Consider the following 23688-nt stretch of genomic DNA (forward strand, 5'->3'; position numbering starts at 1 on the left):
CCGCCCGCCGGTCGGTGCCCGGACCCCGTTCCTTATCGTGACTGGATGAGCAGCGTCGCTGATGCGGACCGGGTCGCCGACCTCGCCCGCCAAGTCGTGGCCGACCACGACCCGAAGAACGTCCCGATCCCGGAGTACCTGGCCGCCTGTTACGACGCCGGCCTGTCCTGGGTCCACTTCCCGGAGGGCCTGGGCGGCCTCGGCGTATCGCGCGGTCTGCAGGCTGTGGCGGATCGTATTCTGCAGGGCGCAGGCGGGCCGGTGCCGCTCGGTCTCAATCCGATGGGATACGGCATGGCCGCGCCCACGATCCGTGAGCACGCACAGTCCGAAGACCTCAAAAGGTCTTGGCTGCGGCCGCTGGCCAGCACTGAACACATCTGGTGCCAGCTGTTCTCCGAGCCAGGCGCCGGATCGGATCTGGCCGGGCTGGCCACGTCCGCCGTACGCGACGGCGACGACTGGATCCTCAACGGCCAGAAGGTGTGGACCAGCCTGGCGCACCGCGCGCGGTGGGGTCTGCTGCTGGCCCGCAGCAACCCGGATGTGCCCAAGCACAAAGGCCTGACCTACTTCGTCCTCGACATGCATGCGCCCGGGGTCGAGACGAGGCCGCTGCGCCAGATGACCGGTCAGGCTGAGTTCAACGAGGTCTACATCACCGACGCCCGCATTCCGGACGCGCACCGGCTGGGCGAGATCGGCAACGGATGGAACGTCGCGATGACCACGCTCATGAACGAGCGCAGCGCACTCGGCGGCAGCGGCAACCGCCGGGGCGCCGGGACCATCTCCGAAGCAGTGTCACTGTGGGCGTCCCGTCCGGATCTCCAGACTCTGGTGCTGCGCGACCGGCTCACCCAGCTGTGGCTGCGCTCGGAGGCACAGCGCCTGACCGCCGAACGCTCGCGAGCCGCCGCGACCGTCGGCGGACCAGGTCCGGAAGGGTCGATCGGCAAGCTCGTGGGTGCGGAGCTCAATCAGCACATCTACCAGTGGTGCATGGATCTGCTTGGGCCGGAGGGCATTCTGTATCACGGGTACGGACTCCACGACAGTGACGACGAATCCGATTGGCGCGGACCCATCCAGCAGCGGTTCCTGCGCAGCAAGGCCAACACGATCGAAGGCGGTACGTCCGAGGTGATGCGCAACATTCTGGGTGAACGAATCCTCGGGTTGCCCGGCGATCTGCGTGCCGACGCCGGCATGCCGTGGAAGGAGATCCCCCGTGGCTAACAACAGCCAAGAGTTTGCCTTCACGGACGAACAGGCACAGCTTCGCGCCGCGGTGCGCAAGTTCTGCGCCGAGAACTTCGACGAGCAGACCGTGCGGACACTCATGGAGTCCGCACCTCGCTTCGACCCGAAGGTATGGGCGCGCTTGGGATCTGAGCTCGGAGTGCTGGGCCTGGCGGTTCCCGAGGCCGACGGCGGTGCCGGCGGCACGCTGGTCGATCAGGCTGTCGCAGTCGAGGAAATGGGCGCGGCGCTGGCCTGCGGGCCGATGTTCGGCACGGTCTACCTGGCGATCCCGGCGCTGGTGGCCGCATCCACGGGACCGGTGCGGAATGAGCTTCTCGACGCATTCATTGGTGGCACGCGCACCGCCGCATTCGCGGTGCCTGACCGGGCCGGCGCATTCGACCCCCAGGCGGTGACCGTCACCGGAGACGGCACTCTCAGCGGGACGGTCGAGCACGTCATAGACGGCGGTGCTGCGGACGTCCTGTTGGTGGCCGCCACCGGAACCGACGGCGTCGCTCTGTATGCCGTCGACGCAGCCGACGTGGAACGCACGCCATTGGTGACACTGGATCTGACCAGACCGCAGGCCACCATCGTGCTCGCCGACGCGCCCGCGCGATTGGTGGCCGGCGCCGACGAAGCCGAGCGCGTCATCACCCACGCACTGCAGGTCGCCTCAGCTCTGCTGGCTTCCGAACAGGTCGGGGCCGCACAGCATCTGCTTGATCTGTCGGTGGAGTACGCGAAGTCGCGGCTGCAGTTCGGCCGGCCGATCGGGTCGTTCCAGGCCGTCAAGCACCGACTGGCAGACTGCCTGGTCGACCTCGAGCATGCGCGGTCGGCGGCCTATCACGCGGTGTGGGCGCTGACCGACGGTTCCGACGATCCGGCGCTGGCTGCGAGCATTGCGCAGGCCACTGCTTCGGCGGCGTTCGCCAAGATCGCTGCAGACGCCATCCAGGTGCACGGCGGTATCGGGTTCACCTGGGAACACCAGGCGCACCTGTACTTCAAGAGGGCCACCACCGACGCCGCACTGCTCGGCAGCGCCGAGGCACACCGCTCCCGGATAGCCGAGCTGGTGCTCGACGAGGCGGTTGCAGACCGGGCACCAAGAGTCGCCACAGGCCGACAATGAAGCTGCGCCGGGTACGCACCGCCAGCGGACTGCAGGTGGAATCCCTGGATTCCGAAGGGAACTGGGGTCCGGAGGCTGATCTCCCCCCACTCGGTGGCCGGGTGTTCGACGACGTGTGGCAGCTGGCGGCTGCGGATCGCCAGCTCGAACACAGCGAGCACCTGCTGCCGTTTCAGCCGTTGTCGTTCCGCGACTTCATGTTGTACGAACAGCACAACATCGACGCCGCGCGCGGATTGATCCGGCGGTTCCATCCGGGTCTGTCCCGGATCACGTCGGCGTTCGAACGGGTGACCGGCCGCCCGGTGCCACAGTTCAAGCCGAAACCGCTGTTCTACCAACAACCCATCTACTACATGTCCAATGCCCAGACGTTTGTGCCGACCGGAACCCCGGTCGCCGTACCTGACTATTCGCAAGCCCTGGACTACGAACTGGAGATCGGATTCGTCCTGGCCGCACCATTGTTCGACGCCACCCCGGCCGAGGCAACCGCGGCGATCGGCGCGTTCGTGGTGCTCAACGACTTCAGCGCGCGCGACGTGCAGCGTGCCGAGATGCAGAGCGGCCTCGGCCCGCAGAAGTCGAAGCATTTTGCCAGTTCGATGTCGGACACCGCGGTGACGGCCGACGAGATTCTGTCCCGCATCGATGCCCTTACCGGCTCCGTGCTGATCAACGGTACGGTGGTCCGCTCCGTGGACAGCTTGGGAATGCAGCACACCCTCGGCGAGGTGCTGGCACATGCGTCGCGCAGCGAACAGCTTTATCCCGGCGAGCTTTTCGGTACCGGAACCCTACCCGGCGGCAGCGGGATGGAAACCGGCAACTGGCTGCGGCCGGGTGACACGCTGACGCTGATCCTCGACGACATCGGCCGCATCGAGCACGCGATCCGCTAGCGGGTGACGGCGTCGATCGCCTTGTAGATCCGCTGTTCGCTCACCGGTCGCGGCGTGCCGAGCTGCTGAGCCCACAGGCTGACCCGCAATTCCTCGATCTGCCAGGCGATCTCCTGCACATTCGCGGCGGCCGCGCGGGCAGGCGACAGCGCTTGGAGCAGCTCATCGTAGGCGTCCTCCACGGCGTGCACGCGGGCCATTCGCTCCCGGTCGGCACCGACGGCCTGCGGCAACCGCTCCAACCGGCGGGCTATCGCCGTGACGTACCGCGTGAGGTCGGCCAACCGGGCGACACCGGTTTCGGTGACAAAGCCTCTGGGCAGCAACCTATCCAGCTGTGAGCGGATGTCCGCGATCGCGTCGGCGTGCGCGGGTGGCGGCTTGTCGGGTAGGGCCAGGCTCACCTCGTGCGCGGCGGCCAGCACCTTCTCGACCCGGCTCACCGCGGCCTGGGTCGTCGGGCCCAGTTCTTTGGCCGCACGCTCAGTCAGCGCGGTGAATTCGGCTTTGGTCCATATCGGCTTCCGTAGCAGAACATCAGCGGCGGCGTCTGCGCAGTCGTCGAGCAGCGCGGCCAGCGTGCCGTCGGGATTGGAGCTGAGCGCCAACCGGGCTCGCGGATTCAGACCGCGCTCGATCGCTTTGACGGGCGACGGCACGCTCAGCCGCAGCAGCCGCCGAAGGCCGGGACCCATGGCCGCGGCCTGTTCAGGTTGGCTGGCAAACACCTTGACGTCCACGGCGTTTCCGTTGTCCACAAAGGCCGGATAGCCGCGGACGGTGTGTCCGCCGCTCACGTTCTCGACCGTGCGCGGCAGTTCGTCGAGATCGTCTGGCCACCGCGTCAAGCCTTGGCGTTCGAACTCACCCGCGACCGCCTCGGCGACAGCCTGCGCCACCGGAACCGCCAACTGTTCACGCAACGTGTCGATGTCCTTACCGCGGGCGACCTCGCTGCCGTCGGCCGTTTCGACGGCGAACGTGACCCGCAGATGCTGCGGAATCTTGTCGAGGTCGAAAGCCTCGATCGGTACGAGAATGCCGCTGCGCCTCCGTAGTTCGCGTTGCACGGCATCCAACAGGGAGCCCGAGCCGGGGTCCAGGTCACTCAGGATCGCGCGAGCGGTGTCGGGGGCGGGTACGAAGTTGCGGCGCAGCTCCTTTGGCAACGACTTGATCAGCGCGGTCACCAGTTCCTCGCGCAAAGCCGGTACCTGCCAGGCGAATCCCTCACCGCCGAGGCGGGCCAGCACCCCCACCGGGACGTGCACCGTGACGCCGTCGTCCGCGGCGCCGGGCTCGAAGCGGTAGCTCAGCGGCAATTCCAGGTCGCCGGTCTGCCAGGTGTCGGGATGATCGTCCGCGTCGTCGGTGCGGAGCAGGTCGTCACGGGTGAACGTGAGCAGATCCGGAGTCTTGTGCCGCTGCTTTTTCCACCATCCGTCAAAGTGGCGTGCCGAAACGACTTCTGCCGGGATACGCGCGTCGTACCAGGCGAAGATCTCGTCGTCACCGACCAACAGATCGCGGCGGCGGGCACGCTCCTCGATCTCCTCGAGTTCGGCACGCAGGCGGGCGTTGTCGCGGAAGAAGTGATGCCGGGTCTGCCAGTCACCTTCGACCAGAGCGTGGCGGATGAACAAATCGCGGCACAGCTCTGGCTCGATCTGCGCGTACCCGACCTTCCGGCGTGGAACCAGGGGCAGCCCGTAGAGCGTGACCCGCTCGAACGCCATCACCGCGCCGCGTTTGGCCTCCCAGTGCGGTTCGCTGTAGGTGCGCTGCACCAAATGGCCGGCCACCCGCTCGATCGCCTCGGGTTCGGCACGGGCCGCTATGCGGCCGAACAGCCTGCTCGTCTCCACCAGATCGGCGACCACGATCCAACGGGGCGGCTTCTTCGTCAACACCGAGCCGGGAGCCAGCACGAACTTGGAGTTACGCGCGCCCTGATAGTCCCTGGTCTCGCCCTCGCGCAGCCCAACATGGGAAAGTAAACCGGCCGTGAGCGCGGCGTGGAAGCTCGCCGGGTCTGCGGGCTCGTCGCTCTCGCGGATTCCGATATCACGGGCGATACTACGTAGCTGCCCCACCAGGTCCTGCCACTCCCGGATACGGAGGTAGTGCAGAAACTCCTCGCGGCACATTCGCCGGAAGGCATTGCCGGAGAGCTCGTTCCGCTGCTCGCGCAGATAGTTCCAGAGATTGAGGTAGGACACGAAGTCCGAGTGCTCGTCGGCGAACCTGGCGTGCTTCTGGCGGGCTGCGTCCTCCCGGTCGGTCGGCCGCTCCCGCGGATCTGGAATCGACAGCGCGGCGGCCAGCACCAGCACCTCGCGCACACAGCCTTCGGCGTCGGCCTGCAGGATCATGCGTCCGATCCGCGGGTCGAGCGGGAGGCGGGCCAGGCGTCGTCCGACATCGGTGAGCGCACCAGAAGTGTCGAACGCACCGAGCTCCTGCAGCAGCTGGACCCCGTCACGGACGCTGCGCGCGTCCGGCGGATCGAGAAATGGAAACTCCTCAATCTCACCCAGTCCCAGCGCCGCCATCTGCAGGATGACTGCGGCAAGATTGGTCCGCAGGATCTCCGGATCGGTGTAGCGGGGCCGGGATTCGAAGTCGGCTTCGGAGTACAACCGGATGCAGACGCCAGGCGCAGTGCGTCCCGACCGGCCCGCCCGTTGCGCGGCCGAAGCCTGGGATATCGGCTCGATAGGGAGTCGCTGCACCTTGGTGCGCCGGCTGTACCGCGAGATGCGGGCGGTGCCGGGGTCGACGACGTAGCGGATGCCGGGGACGGTCAGCGAGGTTTCGGCGACGTTGGTGGCCAGCACCACCCGTCGGCCGGTGTGGCTGGGTTGGAACACGCGCTGCTGTTCGGCCGTGGGTAGCCGAGCGTAGAGCGGCAACACCTCGGTATTGCGCAGGTCTTTCAGAGCTTCTGCGGTGTCCCGTATTTCACGTTCGCCCGACAGGAACACCAGCACGTCGCCCGGGGGCTCGGCTTCCAGCTCGTGGACCGCGTCGAGGATGGCCTCCGTCTGATCGCGGATCTCGTTACGGACGATCTCGTGGTCGGGGTCGTCGGGATCCTCTGAGTCATCTTCGACCGCAGGCACTTCCAATGGCCGGTACCTGACCTCGACCGGATAGGTCCGCCCCGACACCTCGACAATCGGAGCGTTGTCGAAGTGCGCGGAAAAGCGTTGGGGCTCAATCGTTGCCGAGGTGACGATGACTTTGAGATCAGGGCGACGAGGCAGCAACTCGCGCAGGTAGCCAAGGAGGAAGTCGATGTTGAGGCTGCGCTCGTGCGCCTCGTCGAGGATCAGGGTGTCGTAGCGCAACAGCCGGCGGTCACGCTGAATCTCGGCGAGCAGGATGCCGTCGGTCATGAGCTTGACCAACGTCCGATCGCTCGCCTGATCGGTGAAGCGCACCGTGTAGCCGACGGCCTCGCCCAGCGGCGTGCCGAGTTCGTCGGCGATGCGCTGGCCGACGGTGCGAGCAGCCAGCCGGCGCGGCTGGGTGTGGCCGATGGTGCCGCGGATGCCGCGGCCGAGCTCCAGGCAGATCTTGGGCAACTGCGTCGTCTTGCCTGATCCGGTCTCCCCGGCCACGATCACCACCTGGTGCTCGTTGATGGCCTTGGCGATCTCGTCGCGGCGTTCGCTGACCGGCAGGTCGGGATAGGTGATGGTCGGGACGGCCGCCTGCCGGGTGAGGATGAGTCCTTCGGCGGCTGAAATCTGCTCGGCGATCTTGCCGACGTCGCCGTCGCGGAGATTCTTGAGCCGGCGGCCGAGCCGGGCGGCGTCGCGGATGGTCAGACCGTCGAGACGCGCACGCAGCTCACGCAGCTCTTGACGTTCGGACACTCAAGCAAGGGTAATGGGGGTGCGCGTCAGGCCGAGCAGTCGCTCACGAGGCGCCGGCCGCTCGCCGCCACGACGCCAGGTCACCCCACTCATCCGGCTCGTCGATCGGATGGGCGTCATAGGCGCGGTAACTGGCGTCGACCTTGGCGGACCGACGGCGGGCACGCAACGCCTCGAGTCGCCTTGGGCATGGTCGAGCCATGTCGCAATCGTCCCACTACGACGGCCAGGGTGTCGACGCGGAAGAATGCCGACTGTGACCGACTACGTGATCCCTCCCGCACCGCAGGCGTCGCTTCCAGTCAGCACCGGAGCCGGGCGCTTTCCCATCCGGCGGGTGTTCTGCGTCGGCCGTAACTACGCGGCGCACGCCCGAGAGATGGGCAAGGATCCCGACCGTGAACCGCCATTCTTCTTCATGAAGCCGGCCGACGCGGTGATCGATGCCACCGGCACGGTGCCTTATCCGTCGCTCACGTCGGCGTTTCACCACGAGATAGAGCTCGTGGTGGCGCTAGGAGCAGGTGGCTGCAACGTGGCGCCGGCCGACGCGCTGAACCTGGTCTGGGGCTACGGCGTCGGTGTCGACCTCACCCGTCGCGACGTTCAGGACGAAGCCAAGAAGCTGAGCCGGCCGTGGGACTGGGCCAAGGGCTTCGATGCGTCGGGGCCGTGCACCCCGATCCACCCGGTCGCAGAAGTCGGACATCCGGACAGCGGCGAGATCTGGCTGCGGGTCAACGGCGAGCTCAAGCAGCACGGCGACCTGAAGGATCTGATCTGGTCGGTGCCGGAGGTCATCAGCGCCATCTCGACGGCCGTCGAGCTCGCGCCCGGCGATCTGATCTTCAGCGGGACGCCGGCTGGGGTTGGTCCGATGGACCCTGGCGATGTGGTCACCGGCGGGGTCGAGGGCGTCGCGAAGTTCACCTTCACTGTCGGAGATAGCGCATGACGCGGACGCGAGGAGCAGATAGATGACCGACCGAGAAGACATCACCGACGTACTGGTCCGGTACGCGACGGGGATCGACCGCCGGGACTGGCCGCTTTTCCGCACCGTGTTCACCACCGACTGCACGCTGGACTACGGCGAGATCGGCACGTGGTCGGGGGTGGACGCTGTCACCGACTTCATGGAACAGACCCACGCACTGGCCGGCCACACCTTGCACCGGATGAGCAACCACGTCATCACCGTCGACGGTGACACCGCCGCAGCCCGGACCTACGTCGACGCACTGATCATGGCCCAGGACAACAACTCCGGCGTCAACGCCGCCGGGTTTTACGACGACGAACTGGTCCGGACCACCGATGGTTGGCGTATCGCGCGCCGACGATTCACCTCTGTCCGGGTGGTTGGGGTCTAGCGGCCGCATCCAATGCTGGGCCGCGCCCGGCCGGGTATCAGCACTCCACATCAACAAATACCGTCATGCTGGTAACGGTGGTGACGAGGTCGTTACCGGCTCCTGGAGCGCCCGAGTCGGTGTGCGAATAAGTATGTCCGGGACGGACCGCGCTCACGGAGCAGTTTTCGAGTGGCGCGGAGCCGACCTTGTTCAAAATGACTTGATATCCCCGTGCTCGCAGTTGATTGACGACCTGCGTGACCGTTTGCGGGCCGGTCGGTGCCGCGTAAGCCGCACCACCCGAAATCAGCGCGGCCACAAGAAATCCCACTAGCGTCGCCGAGCGAACCAAGTTTCTCACAAGTGTTCCTTTCATGCCGGTTCACTTGAGATATACGCTGGCACAAACGTTTTGGTTCACTACGGTCCTCGTGCTCCAGCTCATCGCCGTTTCGACGCAGTGGGTCGACTCTTGCCGCCCCGCGAATGGTCAGCGTTCCGTTGTGGCCAGCACGGTGTTGTTGGCGTCGACGACGTTGAGCTTGCGTAGTTGCGGCATCGGAATCGATGTCGATCCGTGCACCACCCCGGACCCGCTGGGCATGCCGGCCCAATTCGCGGCCGGTTCCATCCGGCCGCGATCGTCCATCGTGCGTAGCGTGAAGACGCCCTCAGCTGGCAGCTTCTTGAGGTCGAGGGAGATGGCGGTGCCCCACGGCATGGGCGTCAATGTCACCATCCCACCAACGTCACCGGTGATCGCGTTCACGGCATAGGTGCCAACACCCGCGGGCGGATCCTCGCCGGGGATCGTCACCGTAGCGACGCCGATCGCGACCGCCGCAGCAGCACCTGCCAGAGCCGCCCCCGCCGTCCACCACCGGCTGCTTCGGCGCGCAGACCGGTCGCCAACACCATCTTTCAGCTCGACATCCAGGTCGGCGGGATCGACGTTCGTCAACAACGCGGGCAGTGCGGCGCAATCAGAAAGGTCGCGCCGACATTGTGGACAGTCGCCCAGGTGCTCTTCGAACTGCCGCCGTTCATCGGCGTTCAGGCCGCCCAGCACATAGGCCCCGAGCAAGACGTGCGGTTCGTCATCGTTCATGGCATACCCGTTCATAGCAGTCCCATTTCGTCGAACACCGCCCGCAGCGCCCGCACGGCATGGTAACTACGGGACTTGACCGTTCCCACCGCGACACCTAGTCGATCAGCCGCCGCGGCTAGCGTCATGTCGTCGAAGTACAGCGCCTTGATCACCTCTTGATGGTCGGCACTCAGTCGGCGCACCGATTCGGTGAGCAGGATCCGTTCCAGCGATTTGTCGACACCGTCGTCGGCCGCAACAGTGACATCACGGTCGGTCAGCACTTCCGGTCGCCGTGACTTGGCGCGCCACTGATCGACGAGAGCGTTGTGGGCGATCGAGAACAGGAAAGACCGCGGGTTGCCGTGCTCCGTGTCGATCCGGTCGATGTTCTTCCACGCCCTGACGAAGGTCTCCTGCACAATGTCCTCACGGTGTTGGGAATCTGCGACATAGCCGGCGACAAATCGGCGCACCGCGTCGACATGTGCCGCATACAGCGTGGTCAACACCTGACCGTTGGAGCCGCGGCGCGGGCCGACGGCGCGCCAGCGACGTGGACGACTGCCTGGCCTTGGCATCCTTAGTACCGCGCCATGGCCACCGCACGGAAGGAATCCCGGGGGTTCCCGTCGCAGCCACGCCGTCGATGCACCCTCCCACCGTGCGCCTTGCTAAGGCCGCGGTCAACGTGCTCAGGTCGTTCACTCACGGTTGTATCGATGTCGGGGTTTCAACTGGCTCAGTGCATTTGCCCGGCCGCTGCTGATGACGCGTCCGGAATGTCATCCGCCCGAGCATCCCGTCGCGCAATGTCAGGGTGTGCAGCAGGACCGCCGAAACGTGCGCGGCGATCACGACGACGAGTGTGTAGGCGAGCACCGAGTGTCCGTCTCGCAGAAGCGCATACAGACCGGCGTCGACTGGAACGATCGACGGCAACCGAACAGGACCGATGACGACGGGCACACCAGCAGCTGCCAGCATGGCCCAACCCACCAACGGCTGAGCCAGCAGCGCTACATACATCAGCCGTTCGGACACGACAACTACCCGGCGTTCCCATCGCCCCACCGTCGCGGGCCAAGCCGGTGGGTGGTGTCGCAGCCGGTTGATGACGCGGGCGATGACGATGACGAATATCAGTGCCCCGATGACCTTGTGCATCATCAACAGCGTGGCGTAGTCGGCCAGTGCATTGGCCAGCGCGAAGCCGACGATGAGCGCGGCGAAGACCAGGACGGCAGTCAGCCAATGAAAGAGCCGGGCTGACACGTGGAATCGATCTGTGATCTGTGTGCCGGTCACAGTGACACCTCGTTCACCTGGACCGCCGAAGGGGTCGCAGTCTCGCCGGACCTTCGCCGGAATGATGCCGCATACACCGCAGACCGCGCAGACAACAACGGATCCTCAGACGGTTCGATACCATCGGGCAGCACCATCGGGTCGAAGTTGACATCCCTGGCGTTTCCTGGCCGCTCGGTGTCGACGGAGTCGAGCACCACGGTGCCGACCTCGACCACCCGCCGCTCCGCCGGCCAGGCCGTCGTCGCGTCCCGCAGGTCGTCGGACGGTTCCCCCACCGTAACCAGCAACCGCCAACGCAACGGACCCGACCGGATGTCTCGGATCAGGTTGTCGAACAACCAATTCGGTCCATGCCCGGGTTTGGCCGGCGCACCGCTCGCCGACACCGGCGCCAGCGACCAACGCACCGGCGTGCGATCGCCGGCCGCACTGATGAAGAAGAACGCGTTCAACCCGCGATAGGTGCTGTCCCCAAAGCCTGATGCCGGCGGTTGACTTTTGATGATCGCCATCGCCCGGGCGGTTTCGGGGTGTGCTGCGAGGAACCGCGCCATCGCATCGGGTTCGGGTTTACCGGTGTCGGGTGCCGGCTTCGACGCCAGCAATCGGTCATAGAACCCTTGCACCGAGTTGTCCGGGAAAACGGGGCTGTCCAACATTGCCGTCCGCCACTGGTCGGCGCCCGGATATCCGAACGCCAGTCCCAACCCCCGGCTTGCGCTCACATTGTCCGACACCGCCGGATTGCCGCCAGGCAGCGAAAACCGCCCCACCACCGGCGTGCGGCCGCTGCGGAACACCGTCGCGCGGCTCAACTCCACCCCATTGCCGTTGGAATCGAAGTATCCGGCCACCGCCACGCCCTTGGCGTGATTGCGCCGAAATCCCGGATGCGATCCGTGAACCAGCCGAAAAGCATCGATGAACGCCTGCGGCGTCAACCGGCCACCTGACCCAACCGGTCCGCGCGCATACAGAACCGCACCCAAATCGACGGCCAGGAAACCGCCGACTGCGGCCAGACCAAGAAGGACGCCGCGGCGATCGATCGGAGCGGCGGCCCACGACGATGGAATCAGTCTCGGTTGCTTGTTCACGCCAAGGTGTACGCCTGTGGCGCCACTTCGGTTCACTGCCAGAACACCGAAACTGTAGTCAGGGACAAATTCAGCGCGGATTCTGTCCCTGAATGCAGTTTCGGTGAGATGCCCTTCGAAAACCCACCGGGCCCGCTAGCTGGGATTCACGTTTCTTCGGTACCGTCGAAAACGTGGCCGCCGTCAGGTGGGCCCGTGCCCGCGATGAGCTCGTCCCGGTCGTGCACCGCACGACCGGTGTGGATCGCTTCGGCCGGGACGTGCTGCAAGTCCTGCAGCGGGCGGTCCCATTCGACGGGGTGGGCCTGTGGACCGTCGATCCGGCAACCTTGCTTCCCACCGGCCTAATCGTCAGGCGCGGCCTCGACCTGGATTTGTTGCCTCGGTTCATCGAGATCGAGCTAGGTGAACCGGACTTCATCAAGTTTCGTACCCTGGCGCGGCAGGATCGTGCCGCCGCGAGTCTCAGTGACGCGACCCGAGGTGATCTCGACCGGAGCGTCCGCCATTGCGAGCTCATCAGGCCGCAAGGATTCGACGACGAACTTCGCGTCGTGTTCTCGGACTGGGCAGGGGCGTCGGGGGCCGTCTGCCTACTGCGTGAACCCGGGCGACACCCCTTCGAAGCCCGGGAGGTTGACTTCCTCGCGTCGCTTGCGCCCCTGGTGGCCGAAGGGCTGCGCCGCGCCGCCATCCTCGGTGAGGTCGCGACGGTCGAGCAAGGTGGAACCGCTGTCGTGGTCCTCGCCCCGGACAACTCCATCGAGACGGCCACCACGGGAGCCGAGCGGCTGCTCGCTGACCTCGGCAACGATGACACACCAGGTGGCCAGCTGCCGGTTGCAGTGCTTGCCGTGGCCGCACGGGCGCGGCGCATCGCCCGCGATGATCACACCGATCTTGACCGGCGCGCACCCCGCTCCGACATGTTCGCCCGGGCGCGCGTTCACACCGCACAAGGGAACTGGGTCACCGTGCGAGGGTCGGTGCTGGGCGACGATCCGTACTCCTCGGTCGCCGTCTTGATCGAAGAGGCCCGGCCGCCCGAGCTCGCACCCCTGATCGCGGACGCGTACGGCCTCACCGACCGCGAACGCCGCGTCACCGAACTCGTCGCTCAAGGCTTGTCCACCAACGAGATTGGGCAACGTCTGCACGTCTCCAGCTACACCGTCCAGGACCACCTGAAGTCGATCTTCGACAAGACTGGCGCCGGCTCGCGGGGCGAGCTCGTCGCTCGCCTGTTCTTCGACCACTACGCGCCGCGTCTACAGACCACCGAACCGGACTGAAGCCCCGACTGCCTCGGATCTGCCTACTTGATCCCGACCACCATCGAGTCGGGGCCCACCAGGTGTTCGACGTAGCTTTCGCTGAAGCCGGCCTGTGCCATCCAGCCGCGACAGTCTGCACCGGTAAAGTCGAAGCCAAGCCCTTCGACCAGCATGTTGAGACTCATCAGGAGCCCAAATCGGTTCTCGCGCCGGTCGTCGTCGATGATCGCTTCGTGGACGATCAGGGCCCCGCCCTTGTGCAGCGCGGCGTAAGCCTTCTGCAGGAGTAGATGCTTTTGGTCGAGGTCCCAGTCGTGAAGGATGTGACCCATCAAGAGCACATCGGCGCTCGGCAGCGGGTCGGCGAAGAAGTCACCGGGGGTGAAGTTCAGGCGATCCGCGAGCGCGAATTCGGCGACATAAGCGTTGAAGATCGGCTCCACGGGAGGCAGGTCGAAGCCGCCGCCGGTCAGGTGTTCATGCGCAGTCGCGATCGCGACCGGGACGGCGCCTTGGGCGCACCCGATGTCGATCACGCTGCCGTAGTCGCGCCACGGGAACTTGGCCGCAAGCGCGTCGCCCGTCGCGCGGCTGAGTCCGCTCATTGCGCGGGTGAACTGCGCGAGCCTTTCGGGATCGGCGTACAGGGTCTCAAAGAAGTCGCCACCCGTCTTCACCTCGCTCTGCGGCTGCCCGGTCCGCAGTCCCTCGGTCAGCGATCCCCAGAACTTGTACAGGCGGGCGTTCGCCATTTCCAGTAAACCGCCCATGTACGTCGGCTTCGCCGGATCGAGGAAGAGGTCGGTTTCTGGGGTGTTTGAGTACCGGCCCTCGATGCGAGCGAGCATGCCAAGCGCGACCAGGGCGTCGAAGAAGTCCCTTGCACTTCGTGGATGCAGGCGGAGTCGCTCGCGAAGTTCCTCGGCATCCAGTGAGCCGGCCTCGCTGAGCACTGCGAACACTCTCAGCTCGACTGCGCTCAGCAGCGTCTTGGAGCCCCAGAACGCAACTCCCAGTTGCAGGATCGCGTCGGGGTTCAGGGCTTCGGCCTGCCCGGCCGCCGCCGACCGCACGTTTGCTTCGCTCATCGGACACCTGGCTTCGCTTCAGACTCATCGCCGGGGACGGTTTGCCTCGCTCTTCACAGGTTCCAGCACGTCGGCGCCCGCATCCATCCCATATTTCTGGGATTCAGTTCGTCCGCGCGGATGGTCTGGCCCGCGGGTGGGCCGGAAACTCGGTCGGAGAGGCACCGGTGAACTGGCGGAAGTCGCGGATCAGGTGGGCCTGGTCGGCATAGCCGCACTCGACGGCGACCTGGTCCCAACGTGCGGGTGGGTGGTTGGCCAGGCGGCGCCACACCGCATCGAAGCGGACCAGGCGGGCAGCGGTCTTGGGCGCCAGGCCGACCTGTTGCCTGAACCGGGTGATCAGGTGCTTGTGGCTCCAGCCGATCTCGGCGGCCAGTCGATGGATCGGAAGCTTGCCGCCGGTGGCCATCAGCCGCCGCCACGCCCAGTCGACCTCAGGTGCGGGCTCCGGGCCGTCCTGGGCCCACCGCAGCAGGTAGGCGTCCAGCAGTTCGAATTGTCGCCGCCGGCTTGGTGTCTCGCGCAACTGGTCGGCCAGGCGCCGGATGCCTGCGCCCAGCACGTCGGTCAAGTCGACGAGTTGGCCACTGAGGGCCTGCATGGGCACTCCCCCCAGCAGCCGGTAGGCGCCCAGCGGCGTCAGCCACTGCTGCATGCAGGGGTGCGCGGAGTCGCCCACGGGAATGGGGTGGGAGATGCAGAAGTCGCGGGCGCCGATGAGGAGCTCCGGTGTGCGCCAGTCTGAGTCGTTCAGTTTCACGACGATGCCGACGGCGGCGGTGGCCGGCGAGACGAGGTCGTGGGGTGGCGCGGCCGGTTCAGTGAAGCCGGCATAGTCCCGCGCGAGTAGTCCTCGCAGTTGCGGGTGCGGTGCGCCACCGCGTGGCGTGCCAACCCGTTCGGAGACCAGGACGATTCTGGTCCCGGGCGTCCGCATGTGTCGTCTCCCTGTGCGACTTCGGATACATTTCGCAACCTCGTCACGAGGTTAATTTTCTTCAAGATACCGCCGATCGCGGTGCTTATCGTTGCTCGTAGGGCCTTGGTCCAGCACGCCCGAGCTTTCGAAGGAGAAGACAGGTGGACCTCAGCACCCGGAATCCCCTCCCGCTGACGGCGGACGGCGTCACGGCCGAGTGGCTGAGCGCAGCGCTCGGCAGCAGCTACCCCGGCGTGGTGATCAGTCAGATCGAGCCCGTACAGAACATCGAGGGCACCGCAACCAAGGTTCGCCTCCGGCTGGCCTTCGACCCGACCGCCGATCGCGACGGATTGCCCGACCAGTTATGCGTCAAGGGCGGATTCGGTGAGTATCGCGAATATCTCGGCGGTATGGGTCTGTACAGGGGAGAAGTCCGCTTTTTCAACGAGATCGCGCCGATATACGAACTAGCCTGTCCGGCAAGTTATTTCGGCCTTACGCAAACCGATCCCGTCCAAGGCATCGTCGCACTGGAGGACCTCAACGCGCGCGGTGTCTCTTTCGCCCGCGCGACGAGGCCGCTGAGCATCACGGTCGCCATGGCGGGCCTTGACGCTCTCGCCGCCCTGCACGGTCAGTCATGGAAGGACAACCGCCCGTGGCGACTCGGTGTGGAACCGCTCTTGTCCGAGGCCACCGAGCCGATCGTCCAAGATTTTTTCACCGCATTGCCGCAGCGGTTCGCTGCACCGCGTGGCTTCGCCGCTCCCGTTGCCCTGCATGACCCCGATCGGCTTCGCGCGGCGTACGCGGCCTATCGGGACTGGGTACAGCGCGCCGCTCTGTGCGTGGTTCACGGCGACGCACACATCGGCAACGCCTACGTCGAGCCCAGCGGGCGCGTGGGTTTCGTCGACTGGCAGACCGTCGCGATCGGGCACTGGGCGCACGACGTGAATTATTTCCTCGTCTCCGCGCTCGACGTCCCCGACCGGCGGGCCCACGAGCGCGATCTACTCGTTCACTACCTCAAGGCGCTCGCCACATTCGGTGTGACCGCTCCCGGACTGGACGAGGCGTGGGACGACTACCGCCGGGCCACGGTCCACGGCTTCCTGAGCTGGCTGTGCAATTTGGACCAGTGGCAGCCCGCCGAGGTGAACACCGCGACGTACGCACGCTTCGGCATGGCGATGATCGATCACGACACCTATGCCGCCTGGGGGGTGTGATGCCACCGAATGTCATGGTTGTCCTCATTGTCGCGGTGATCGCGCTAGCCGGATGCGACAGCTCCTGCACACAATCCGAAAGTCCCCGTGCCACTGGGCAGACCGAGGCCTCGGCGGTGCAGGCAGCGCCCGACACATCGATCGCGCCGGCGCCGGTGGATCGGGAGGTTCACGAGCGCACAGCTTTCCACTCGCCGAGCGGCAACGTCGGCTGCCAGATCAGCCCGACAAGCGTGCGGTGCGACATAGACCAACGCGATTGGTCCCCGCCGCCCCGCCCCGCCGATTGCACCCTCGACTACGGCCAGGGCATCTCGATCGGAATCGGTGAGCCGGCTCAGTTTGTCTGCGCAGGAGACACCGCCCGCGTACTTCCCCCGTACGGGGGTGCCGGTGAGCCGCTGCCCTACGGCGAGGCGATTGCAGCCGGACCGATGCGCTGCGAGAGTGCCGAGTCGGGGATGACTTGCCGCGATATCGGCTCCGGCCGCGGCTTCTCGATCTCCCGCGAGGCGTATCAGCTGTTCTGACCCGGTCCTCCACACGGCTTGACTTCAAGTCGACTTGAACGCCCACACTGCAGTTATGACCGCGGGAACATCCGCCAAGTCAGGATGGAGGCATTGGCTTCCGCCGGCGGTCGCGACCGATCTGCCGGTGCTAGCCATGTTGACGCTGGCGTCGCTGACCGTTCCGGTGTTCTGGGCGCACCTGGCCACCGGCCTCGCGCTGATCGCCGTCGTCGCGGTGCACTTGTCCACACGACCGCGCCGGCCGTTGCGCGGGCTGCGGGCGGGCCGCCGGTTCGCATATGCCGTGTTCCTCGTGGTGGCGACGGTCACAGCGGCAACCGGGCTGTTGCGGTGGGCCGGCGTTCCACCCGAGTACGTGTGGCACGGCGGAATCAGTTATCTGCTGCTCGGACTTGTGGTGGTGCACCTGTGGTGGGTTCGCCGAGTCCTGCGGTCGCGGAGTCAACGTCGCGGAGTCAACGCGAAAGGAGAGCATCGTGAATAACGAGCGGTTCGATACGGTCGTCATCGGCGCTGGTCAGGCGGGGCTCGCGATGGGGTACTACTTGGCTCGGCAGCGTTCCAGCTTCGTCATCGTCGATGCGGGCGAGCGGATCGGCCAGTCGTGGGATGCCCGCTGGGACTCGATGCGGCTGTTCACCCCGGCGCACTTCACCCACCTACCCGGTCTGCGGTTTCCGGGCCGGCGCCGATACCTGCCGTCGAAAGATGAGATGGCCCAATACCTTCGGTCATACGCGGCTCGGTTTGCGCTTCCGGTCCGACTGGGCTGGCGGGTCGACCAGCTCACTCGTGACGGCGGCGGCTACGTCATCTGGTCGGCCGGCGGGAATCTGCGGGCGGGCACCGTGGTGCTCGCAACGGGCCCCGCGATGCGTCCGCGCGTGCCGGATGTTGCCGACGAACTCGATCCGGCCATCCTGTCCATGCACTCGGTCGAATACCGCAACCTCGAACAACTGCGGGACGGGCCGGTGCTCATCGTGGGAGCCGGCAACTCGGGTGCCGAGATCGCGCTGGACGCGGCCCCCGGGCACGACGTCGTACTCGCCGGGCGGGACACCGGCCGCCTGCCCATGTCAATTGGCGGGCTGATCTATCGAGTCATGAACCAGATGTTGACCACCAACAACCGCTTCGGGCGGCGGTTGGCGGCCGGTGTGAATGCGGGCAGGGGCACTCCGTTGGTTCGGGTTCGGCCGGGTGAGCTGACCGAAGCGGGCGTCGCACGCGCGCCGCGCGTGGCCGGGCAGGTCGACGGGCGTCCGCAACTCGACGACGGACGCGTGCTCGACGTTGCCAACGTCATCTGGTGTACCGGCTACCGACCGGACTACTCCTGGGTTTCGCTGCCGCATTTCCCGCGGACTGAGCAGCCGGCTCATCAGCGGGGTGCAGTCCTCGATCAGCCCGGCTTGTATGTCCTCGGGCTGCCGTTCCTGTTCCGGATGGCCTCGTCACTCGTCGGCGGTGTCGGCGTCGACGCCAGGCACATCGCCCACTGCATCGCACGGGAGGCCAGGCCCGGTCATGCCGTGTCAGGCGACCAGTACTCCAGCATTTCGGCGAACGTGTCGAACGCGGGCTTGGACACCCCGTAGGCCGCCTCGAAGTGGATGCTCAGCGGGAAGCCCAAGTCGGCCACCCCGTCGATCACCCGCTTGTAGAGGTCCAGCAGCAGGCGGCGCTTCTCGGCCGGCTCACGCTCGGCGAGCTTGGTGACGAACTCCTGTTCGGCGGCGACAGCCTCGTTGCCCGCATCCTGGATGAGCCAGTTGATCAGGCCGACCTTCGACTCCATCTTCGGCACGAAACCGAACGAGAGCAGGATCTCGGGGCGATGCTCGGTGGTCTTGGCGAATTCGGTGAGGAAGCCGACGACGGTGTCCGAGTAGAGCAGCTGGGTCATGCCGTAGGTGGCGCCCTGGTCGCATTTGAAGTTGAACCGGCCCTGCTCGCCCTCGCGGGTCGGGATGAGGATCACCCCGCGGTTGGGCACCAGATCTTCATAGATCGACAGCGCGTCGGTGGGCGCAACGCCCTCGCCCTCGCCGTCCTTCATCGTCCGGGGTACTCCGACGAATGCGATGCCATCGAACGCTGCCGCGCTCAGATCGGTCAGCCGCTGCCGCAGCGCCGACTTGTCCAGGAACGGCGTCACCTGGGTGCACAGACCGCGCATCCCGGGCAGCTCAGGCCGCAGGATCGACCAGTAGTCGAGGACGTCCATGCGCGGCTTCATCTCGATGGGACGGTCATCGTCCTCGTCGATCATGCCGGGGATCATGACGTGCCGGATCCGGCCCTCGATGCCGGCCTCTGCGGCCAGCGCGAGCACCTTGTGGGCCTCCTCGACCGGGTACTGCGGACCCCGCTCGAGGCTCGGCGGCACCAATTCCAGGGCGATGGTGTTCAGGGGCACCTGCTTGCTCCACATCTCAACGACATACCTACACGGCGGGCGGGCGACGCTGCCCGCGTTCCGCCGGACCAAACCACACTACGGACCGTCCTTGGCAGCGTGGTCAGCCACGTCCGGATAGCAACCGTGATAGACCTCCCCCATGGCTGAACGCGTCTCCTTTCCCAGCTCCACCGGCGAGATGCTGGCAGGTTCGATCGATCTGCCCGACGGCGCGGTGCGCGGCTGGGGCGTGTTTTCGCACGGCTTCACGCTGGGCAAGAACTCGCCCGCGGCCTCACGCATCTGCAAGCAACTGGCCGGTGACGGCATCGGGATGCTGCGGTTCGACGCGCTCGGGCTGGGCGAATCAGAGGGCGACTGGGGTGACGGCTCCTTCACCCACAAGGTCAACGACATCATCGAGGCCTGCAAGTTCATGGCCGAGCGCGGCACGCCTGCCGACATCCTCATCGGCCATTCGTTCGGCGGCGCCGCGGTGCTGGCGGCCGCCCGGCAATCCCCCGGGGTGAAGGCCGTCGTCACCGTCGGCGCGCCGATCGACCCCGTTCACGTCGAGCACCAGTACGACGCCTGCCTCGAGCAGGTGCTCGCCGAAGGCAGCGGCCAGTGGATGGTGGGCGGGAAGACGCTGACGCTCAAGCGGTCCTTCGTCGAGGACGTCCGCGCCGCGCACCTGCACGACAAGATCAAGGCGCTGAAACTGCCGCTGTTGATCCTGCACTCGCCGACCGACAACACCGTCGGCATCGAGAATGCCAGCGCGATCTTCCGCACCGCGCGACACCCACGCAGTTTCGTCTCGCTTGAGGGGTCCGAGCATCTGCTGACCGGGCCCGGCCAGGCGCACCGGGCCGGGCGCATCATCGGCGCTTGGGCCGACGCCTATCTCGGTGAGAACTGAAGCGCGTGCGATAGCTTCGCTACATGCCTGACGCAGCCACCCAGATCGCGTTCATCCAAGCCACCTGGCACCGCAACATCGTCGACCGGGCCCGCGACGGATTCACCGACCAGATCCGCACCAAGGGCTTCACGGACGACGCCCTCGAGTTCTTCGAAGTACCGGGGGCCTTCGAAATCCCGCTCACCGCAAAGCGTCTCGCGGGCACCGGCCGTTATCGGGCTGTCGTCGCCGCCGGCTTGGTGGTGGACGGCGGGATCTACCGGCACGAGTTCGTGGCCGGCGCGGTGATCGACGGCCTGATGCGGGTGCAACTCGACACCGACGTGCCGGTGTTCTCCGTAGTGCTGACGCCGCATCATTTCCACGAGCACGACGAACACGTCGGCTACTTCACCGAGCACTTCGTCAAGAAGGGCGCCGAGGCCGCCAATGCGGTGGCCGCCACGCTGGAGTTGCACGCGTCCCTCGGTTAGACGCCGATTGAGCGCCTAGCGTTGAGTTGAACGCCGGGAGCCCCAACAACACCACCTGCCGGAAGCGATCGTTCGACGTCAGCCCACGACCCGGCGAACGTGCCCGGCCATCAGGTCGTACATCTGCCGGGTGACGTCTGCGGCGCTGCTCATGATGTTGTAGCCGTGGTCGACGCCCGAGACCTCGTGGTACTCGGCCAGCGCGCCTACGGCCTCCAGTTTCTGGGCGTAGCGCCATGCTTCGTCGCGCAGCCGGTCGTATTCGGCGGTGACGATCAGCGCCGGGGCAATCCCCTCGATCGCGTCCGCGTTGTTCCCCCACACCGGTGAGGCCAGGCGGTCACGGCGCCGCACGGGGTCAGGAATGTAGGCCGTGTTGAAGACGTCTCCCATCCACGGCTTCAGCACGGCCTTGGGGCCGAGCGGCGAGTGCTTGTCCTTGGTCGGGGTGACCAGATCCAGTGGCGGGTAATGCAGCAGCTGCAGTTTGATCTCGGGCCCGGCGTTCTCCAACGCCAACCGCGACGCCGCGGCCGCGAGACTGCCGCCTGCGCTCTGCCCGCCGACACACAGCCGGCTGCCGTCCCAGTCCCGTTGTTCCGAGGCCGCCCAGCACACGACGTCGTAGATCTGCTCGACCGGTGTGGGGAACCGCCGGTGCGGCGCCAGCGCGTAATCGGTGTTGACCACAACGACATTCGCACGGGCAGCCAGATAACGGCACCACGGGTCGTCCTGTTCGGGATGTCCGACGACGAAGCCGCCACCGTGCACGTTGACGTACACACCGGGCTTCTTCCCGTTGACTGTCGGGTGATAGATCGTGGCCGTTACCCCACCGTGCCGGGTCGGAATGGTGAGTGACGTTGTACGGCCGACTATTTCAGGAAAGCTGACGCGCTTGCTCGGTGCCGGGCGCACAGTCGCGGCGAACACCCGCGCCCACGCATCGGCGACCCGCGGCTTGGAGAGTATGGACACAGGACCTTCCCGAGGTAGACGGCGTTCTCGCCGCGGGCGACATCAACGGTAGTACCCAACAGCGATGCCGCGCAGTCGATCGTCAGCCGGTGGGCACTGCAGACCTACGCAGCGCTTGCGCGCTGATCGGATTTCCGATGCTTCGCCAGTCCGAACCTGGCGACCGTGTTGACGAACTGCGCGAGATCTTCGGCGCGGTCCACGCTGTTGTTCTGAACCGCCATCCATCGCCCTTCGCTGCGCGTGAGGGTGAGCTGGTCCACCGGTTCATCGAACACCGTCGTCCGGAAGGCCGGCGTGTCGGCGTCCTGCCAGTCGTGGACGATCTGGACCTGCAAGCGTCTACCGTCGCGATGGCGCACGCGAACCTCGGTAGCGGTTTTGGAGAGTGCGATGGTGCCGGTGGGATAGGCCCCGCCGATTCCCACCTGGATCGCGCCGTCGAGTATCGGAACGGTGAGCAAGATGGTCCCGGTCCTGAGCTCATCGAGAAGTCGATCAAGATCGGCCGCAGAGGGCCGCGAGCGATCAGACATAACTTTAATGATTATCATTTTCATGTGCGTGACGCACATGTGCCTGCTCAGCCGGTCAGCCGTCCGCACTTCCGCTTCCACCCACCTCAGCGGCCAGCGGCGGTGGCAATGGCGTCGACGGCGCCGGAGTTTCCTCGGCGGCAGGCGCGCCCGGGCCGTGGAAGTCCACCATCGATTCCTCCCGGATCACCCGCTCGCCCGCGCTGAGCACCAGAGATTTCGAGGTCACCAGGTACTCGATTCCGGCGTTCTCTGCGACGAAGGAGCCGTCGTCGGACCGGTCGGCCCCAACGATCAGCCTGGCGCCGTCACGCAGCCGCACACCGCGGTACTGGTACTCGCCGTCCGACACCTCGCAGATGGCCACGCGCGAGTTGTCGGTGCTGCCGAACAACACCGTGGCGTCCGCGGAGGCACATCGCGCCGTGGAGTCGACGTAGCCCCGACCGTCGCTGGTAGGGGCGGCGTGTGCCGACGGCACTCCAAAACAGAACACCAGACCCGTCGCCGCGGCGACGGTCAAGCAACGGGCGGAAACCTTCGAAACCAACATCGCCACCACTGAACCACGACTTTGCTGCTGACGGGAGCGTCAACGCCAAGACACTATGGAATCGTTAGCCGCTCGAGACCGGCGCGGCCGCGGCTCGCGGTCAGGGTTGCAGGCTCCGCAACGTCCTGCGCACGTAGTCGTCGAGCAACTCGTCGCTGGTCGGCCAGCCATGGGTGGTGACCAGCAGCGCGTAAAACCCGAGCAGGAAGAACACCGCGCTGTTCACGGGGTTCACGTCGGCGGCCACATCGCCGCGCTCTTGTGCCTGTTCGATCTCCTGGGCCACCCCAACGATCACCGGGTGATCCTGACCGGCTTCAGCAGGCGGTCGGGTTTGCGAAAAGTGCAGCGCCAGAAAATCTTTGAACAGCACGGCGCCTAGCCGCCGTTCCAGGCGCACCACCAGGCGCATCGACTCCCGTAACGCCGCCTCGAGATCATGCGGCTTCTTGAGAAACTGGGCGAACTGCTTGGCGATGCGCTCTTCCTCGCGTTGCTCCAATTCCAGCAGCACGTGCTCCTTGGTGGGGAAGTGGAAGAAGAACGTGCCGTGGGCGACGCCCGCGGCGGCCACGATCGCGCCGACGTCGGCGTCGGCCATACCGGCGCGTTTGAATTCGGCGATCGCCGCGCCCATCAGCCGCTCCCGGGTCTGCAGACGCTTCGCCTCACGCGCCGACATCCCGTCAGCCACCGCCATGCCCGTCCTTCTACGTCGACTCGATTACCGGGTGACAGTATC

At 66.2% G+C, this 23688-nt stretch carries 25 protein-coding genes and 1 pseudogene; 12 read left to right on the plus strand and 14 right to left on the minus strand.

Going from position 1 to position 23688, the window contains the following annotated elements; all coding sequences use genetic code 11:
• Positions 1–45 precede the first annotated feature (45 nt).
• From ABQF30_RS13295 to ABQF30_RS13305, 3 genes are read left to right on the plus strand one after another with little or no spacing between them, the layout of a single operon-like run.
• Entirely contained in the window at positions 46–1239 is a 1194-nt protein-coding gene (locus ABQF30_RS13295; protein WP_448464332.1) for an acyl-CoA dehydrogenase family protein, read from the plus strand.
• Positions 1232–2386 (plus strand): acyl-CoA dehydrogenase family protein, encoded by a 1155-nt coding sequence (locus tag ABQF30_RS13300; RefSeq protein WP_448464334.1) that lies wholly within the window; start codon positions 1232–1234, stop codon positions 2384–2386. The genes ABQF30_RS13295 and ABQF30_RS13300 overlap by 8 nt, the downstream gene beginning before the upstream one ends.
• Entirely contained in the window at positions 2383–3288 is a 906-nt protein-coding gene (locus tag ABQF30_RS13305; protein WP_448464336.1) for a fumarylacetoacetate hydrolase family protein, read from the plus strand. Before ABQF30_RS13300 ends, ABQF30_RS13305 begins: the two co-directional genes overlap by 4 nt.
• On the opposite strand, the gene hrpA is transcribed toward ABQF30_RS13305, so the two are convergent.
• Entirely contained in the window at positions 3285–7169 is a 3885-nt protein-coding gene (gene hrpA, locus ABQF30_RS13310; protein WP_448464338.1) for an ATP-dependent RNA helicase HrpA, read from the minus strand. The genes ABQF30_RS13305 and hrpA overlap by 4 nt on opposite strands.
• Positions 7170–7212: 43 nt before the next feature.
• Positions 7213–7347 (minus strand): annotated as a pseudogene (locus tag ABQF30_RS13315) (type II toxin-antitoxin system antitoxin MazE5); the annotation flags it as partial.
• 78 nt (positions 7348–7425) lie between these two features.
• On the opposite strand from ABQF30_RS13315, the gene ABQF30_RS13320 reads away from it, so the two are divergent.
• Positions 7426–8124, plus strand: coding sequence for a fumarylacetoacetate hydrolase family protein (locus ABQF30_RS13320; protein ID WP_448464340.1), 699 nt, complete (start codon positions 7426–7428; stop codon positions 8122–8124).
• Positions 8125–8146: 22 nt separating this feature from the next.
• Positions 8147–8542 (plus strand): nuclear transport factor 2 family protein, encoded by a 396-nt coding sequence (locus ABQF30_RS13325; protein WP_448464342.1) that lies wholly within the window; start codon positions 8147–8149, stop codon positions 8540–8542.
• A 37-nt stretch (positions 8543–8579) separates the two neighbouring features.
• Here the strand turns inward: ABQF30_RS13325 and ABQF30_RS13330 are convergent, their stop codons facing one another.
• The 5 genes from ABQF30_RS13330 to ABQF30_RS13350 all read right to left on the minus strand — a co-directional run bounded on the left by ABQF30_RS13330 (position 8580) and on the right by ABQF30_RS13350 (position 12022).
• Positions 8580–8900: a hypothetical protein gene (locus ABQF30_RS13330; RefSeq protein WP_448464344.1), complete on the minus strand. Its 321-nt coding sequence runs from the start codon at positions 8898–8900 to the stop codon at positions 8580–8582.
• Between the two features lie 114 nt (positions 8901–9014).
• Complete coding sequence (locus ABQF30_RS13335; protein ID WP_448464346.1) at positions 9015–9632, minus strand: anti-sigma factor family protein; 618 nt, start codon at positions 9630–9632, stop codon at positions 9015–9017.
• An 11-nt stretch (positions 9633–9643) separates the two neighbouring features.
• Entirely contained in the window at positions 9644–10195 is a 552-nt protein-coding gene (locus ABQF30_RS13340; RefSeq protein WP_448464348.1) for a sigma-70 family RNA polymerase sigma factor, read from the minus strand.
• Positions 10196–10322: 127 nt separating this feature from the next.
• On the minus strand, positions 10323–10922 hold the full coding sequence (locus ABQF30_RS13345; protein ID WP_448464350.1) for a cytochrome b: 600 nt from the start codon (positions 10920–10922) through the stop codon (positions 10323–10325).
• On the minus strand, positions 10919–12022 hold the full coding sequence (locus ABQF30_RS13350) for a catalase family peroxidase (RefSeq protein ID WP_448464352.1): 1104 nt from the start codon (positions 12020–12022) through the stop codon (positions 10919–10921). Before ABQF30_RS13350 ends, ABQF30_RS13345 begins: the two co-directional genes overlap by 4 nt.
• A 173-nt stretch (positions 12023–12195) precedes the next feature.
• On the opposite strand from ABQF30_RS13350, the gene ABQF30_RS13355 reads away from it, so the two are divergent.
• Positions 12196–13314, plus strand: a complete 1119-nt coding sequence (locus ABQF30_RS13355) for a helix-turn-helix transcriptional regulator (RefSeq protein WP_448464354.1) — start codon at positions 12196–12198, stop codon at positions 13312–13314.
• 23 nt (positions 13315–13337) lie between these two features.
• Here ABQF30_RS13355 and ABQF30_RS13360 read toward each other — a convergent pair whose 3' ends face one another.
• Positions 13338–14384 carry a methyltransferase gene (locus ABQF30_RS13360; RefSeq protein ID WP_448464356.1) on the minus strand — a complete coding sequence of 349 codons (1047 nt, stop codon included), beginning with the start codon at positions 14382–14384 and terminating at the stop codon, positions 13338–13340.
• A 103-nt stretch (positions 14385–14487) separates the two neighbouring features.
• Complete coding sequence (locus ABQF30_RS13365) at positions 14488–15324, minus strand: AraC family transcriptional regulator (RefSeq protein WP_448464358.1); 837 nt, start codon at positions 15322–15324, stop codon at positions 14488–14490.
• Positions 15325–15467: 143 nt separating this feature from the next.
• On the opposite strand from ABQF30_RS13365, the gene ABQF30_RS13370 reads away from it, so the two are divergent.
• Genes ABQF30_RS13370 through ABQF30_RS13385 form a run of 4 tightly spaced genes read left to right on the plus strand, consistent with a single transcriptional unit; the run spans position 15468 to position 18675 of the window.
• The gene (locus ABQF30_RS13370; RefSeq protein ID WP_448464360.1) at positions 15468–16541 is read left to right on the plus strand and encodes a phosphotransferase; all 1074 of its coding nucleotides are present in this window, start codon (positions 15468–15470) and stop codon (positions 16539–16541) included.
• Positions 16542–16555: 14 nt separating this feature from the next.
• Complete coding sequence (locus tag ABQF30_RS13375) at positions 16556–17071, plus strand: DUF6636 domain-containing protein (protein ID WP_448464362.1); 516 nt, start codon at positions 16556–16558, stop codon at positions 17069–17071.
• A gap of 55 nt (positions 17072–17126) precedes the next feature.
• A complete protein-coding gene (locus ABQF30_RS13380; RefSeq protein ID WP_448464363.1) occupies positions 17127–17558 on the plus strand; it encodes a hypothetical protein in 432 nt (143 codons plus the stop codon).
• A complete protein-coding gene (locus ABQF30_RS13385) occupies positions 17551–18675 on the plus strand; it encodes a flavin-containing monooxygenase (RefSeq protein WP_448464365.1) in 1125 nt (374 codons plus the stop codon). Before ABQF30_RS13380 ends, ABQF30_RS13385 begins: the two co-directional genes overlap by 8 nt.
• Here the strand turns inward: ABQF30_RS13385 and ABQF30_RS13390 are convergent.
• On the minus strand, positions 18603–19511 hold the full coding sequence (locus tag ABQF30_RS13390) for a mycobacterial-type methylenetetrahydrofolate reductase (protein WP_448464367.1): 909 nt from the start codon (positions 19509–19511) through the stop codon (positions 18603–18605). The two genes, ABQF30_RS13385 and ABQF30_RS13390, sit on opposite strands and share 73 nt — an antisense overlap.
• Before the next feature lie 127 nt (positions 19512–19638).
• On the opposite strand from ABQF30_RS13390, the gene ABQF30_RS13395 reads away from it, so the two are divergent.
• Together ABQF30_RS13395 and ABQF30_RS13400 are read left to right on the plus strand one after the other, a co-directional pair.
• Positions 19639–20400: an alpha/beta hydrolase family protein gene (locus ABQF30_RS13395; RefSeq protein ID WP_448464369.1), complete on the plus strand. Its 762-nt coding sequence runs from the start codon at positions 19639–19641 to the stop codon at positions 20398–20400.
• Between the two features lie 23 nt (positions 20401–20423).
• Entirely contained in the window at positions 20424–20876 is a 453-nt protein-coding gene (locus ABQF30_RS13400) for a 6,7-dimethyl-8-ribityllumazine synthase (protein WP_448464371.1), read from the plus strand.
• 78 nt (positions 20877–20954) lie between these two features.
• Here ABQF30_RS13400 and ABQF30_RS13405 read toward each other — a convergent pair whose 3' ends face one another.
• The 4 genes from ABQF30_RS13405 to ABQF30_RS13420 form a co-directional block, all read right to left on the minus strand.
• Positions 20955–21857, minus strand: coding sequence for an alpha/beta hydrolase (locus tag ABQF30_RS13405; RefSeq protein ID WP_448464373.1), 903 nt, complete (start codon positions 21855–21857; stop codon positions 20955–20957).
• 104 nt (positions 21858–21961) lie between these two features.
• A complete protein-coding gene (locus ABQF30_RS13410; protein ID WP_448464375.1) occupies positions 21962–22393 on the minus strand; it encodes a hypothetical protein in 432 nt (143 codons plus the stop codon).
• Positions 22394–22448: 55 nt separating this feature from the next.
• A complete protein-coding gene (locus tag ABQF30_RS13415; protein WP_448464377.1) occupies positions 22449–22946 on the minus strand; it encodes a hypothetical protein in 498 nt (165 codons plus the stop codon).
• A gap of 100 nt (positions 22947–23046) precedes the next feature.
• Positions 23047–23646, minus strand: coding sequence for a TetR family transcriptional regulator (locus ABQF30_RS13420; RefSeq protein WP_448464378.1), 600 nt, complete (start codon positions 23644–23646; stop codon positions 23047–23049).
• Positions 23647–23688 lie beyond the last annotated feature (42 nt).

Source organism: Mycolicibacterium sp. XJ870, assembly GCF_053483975.1.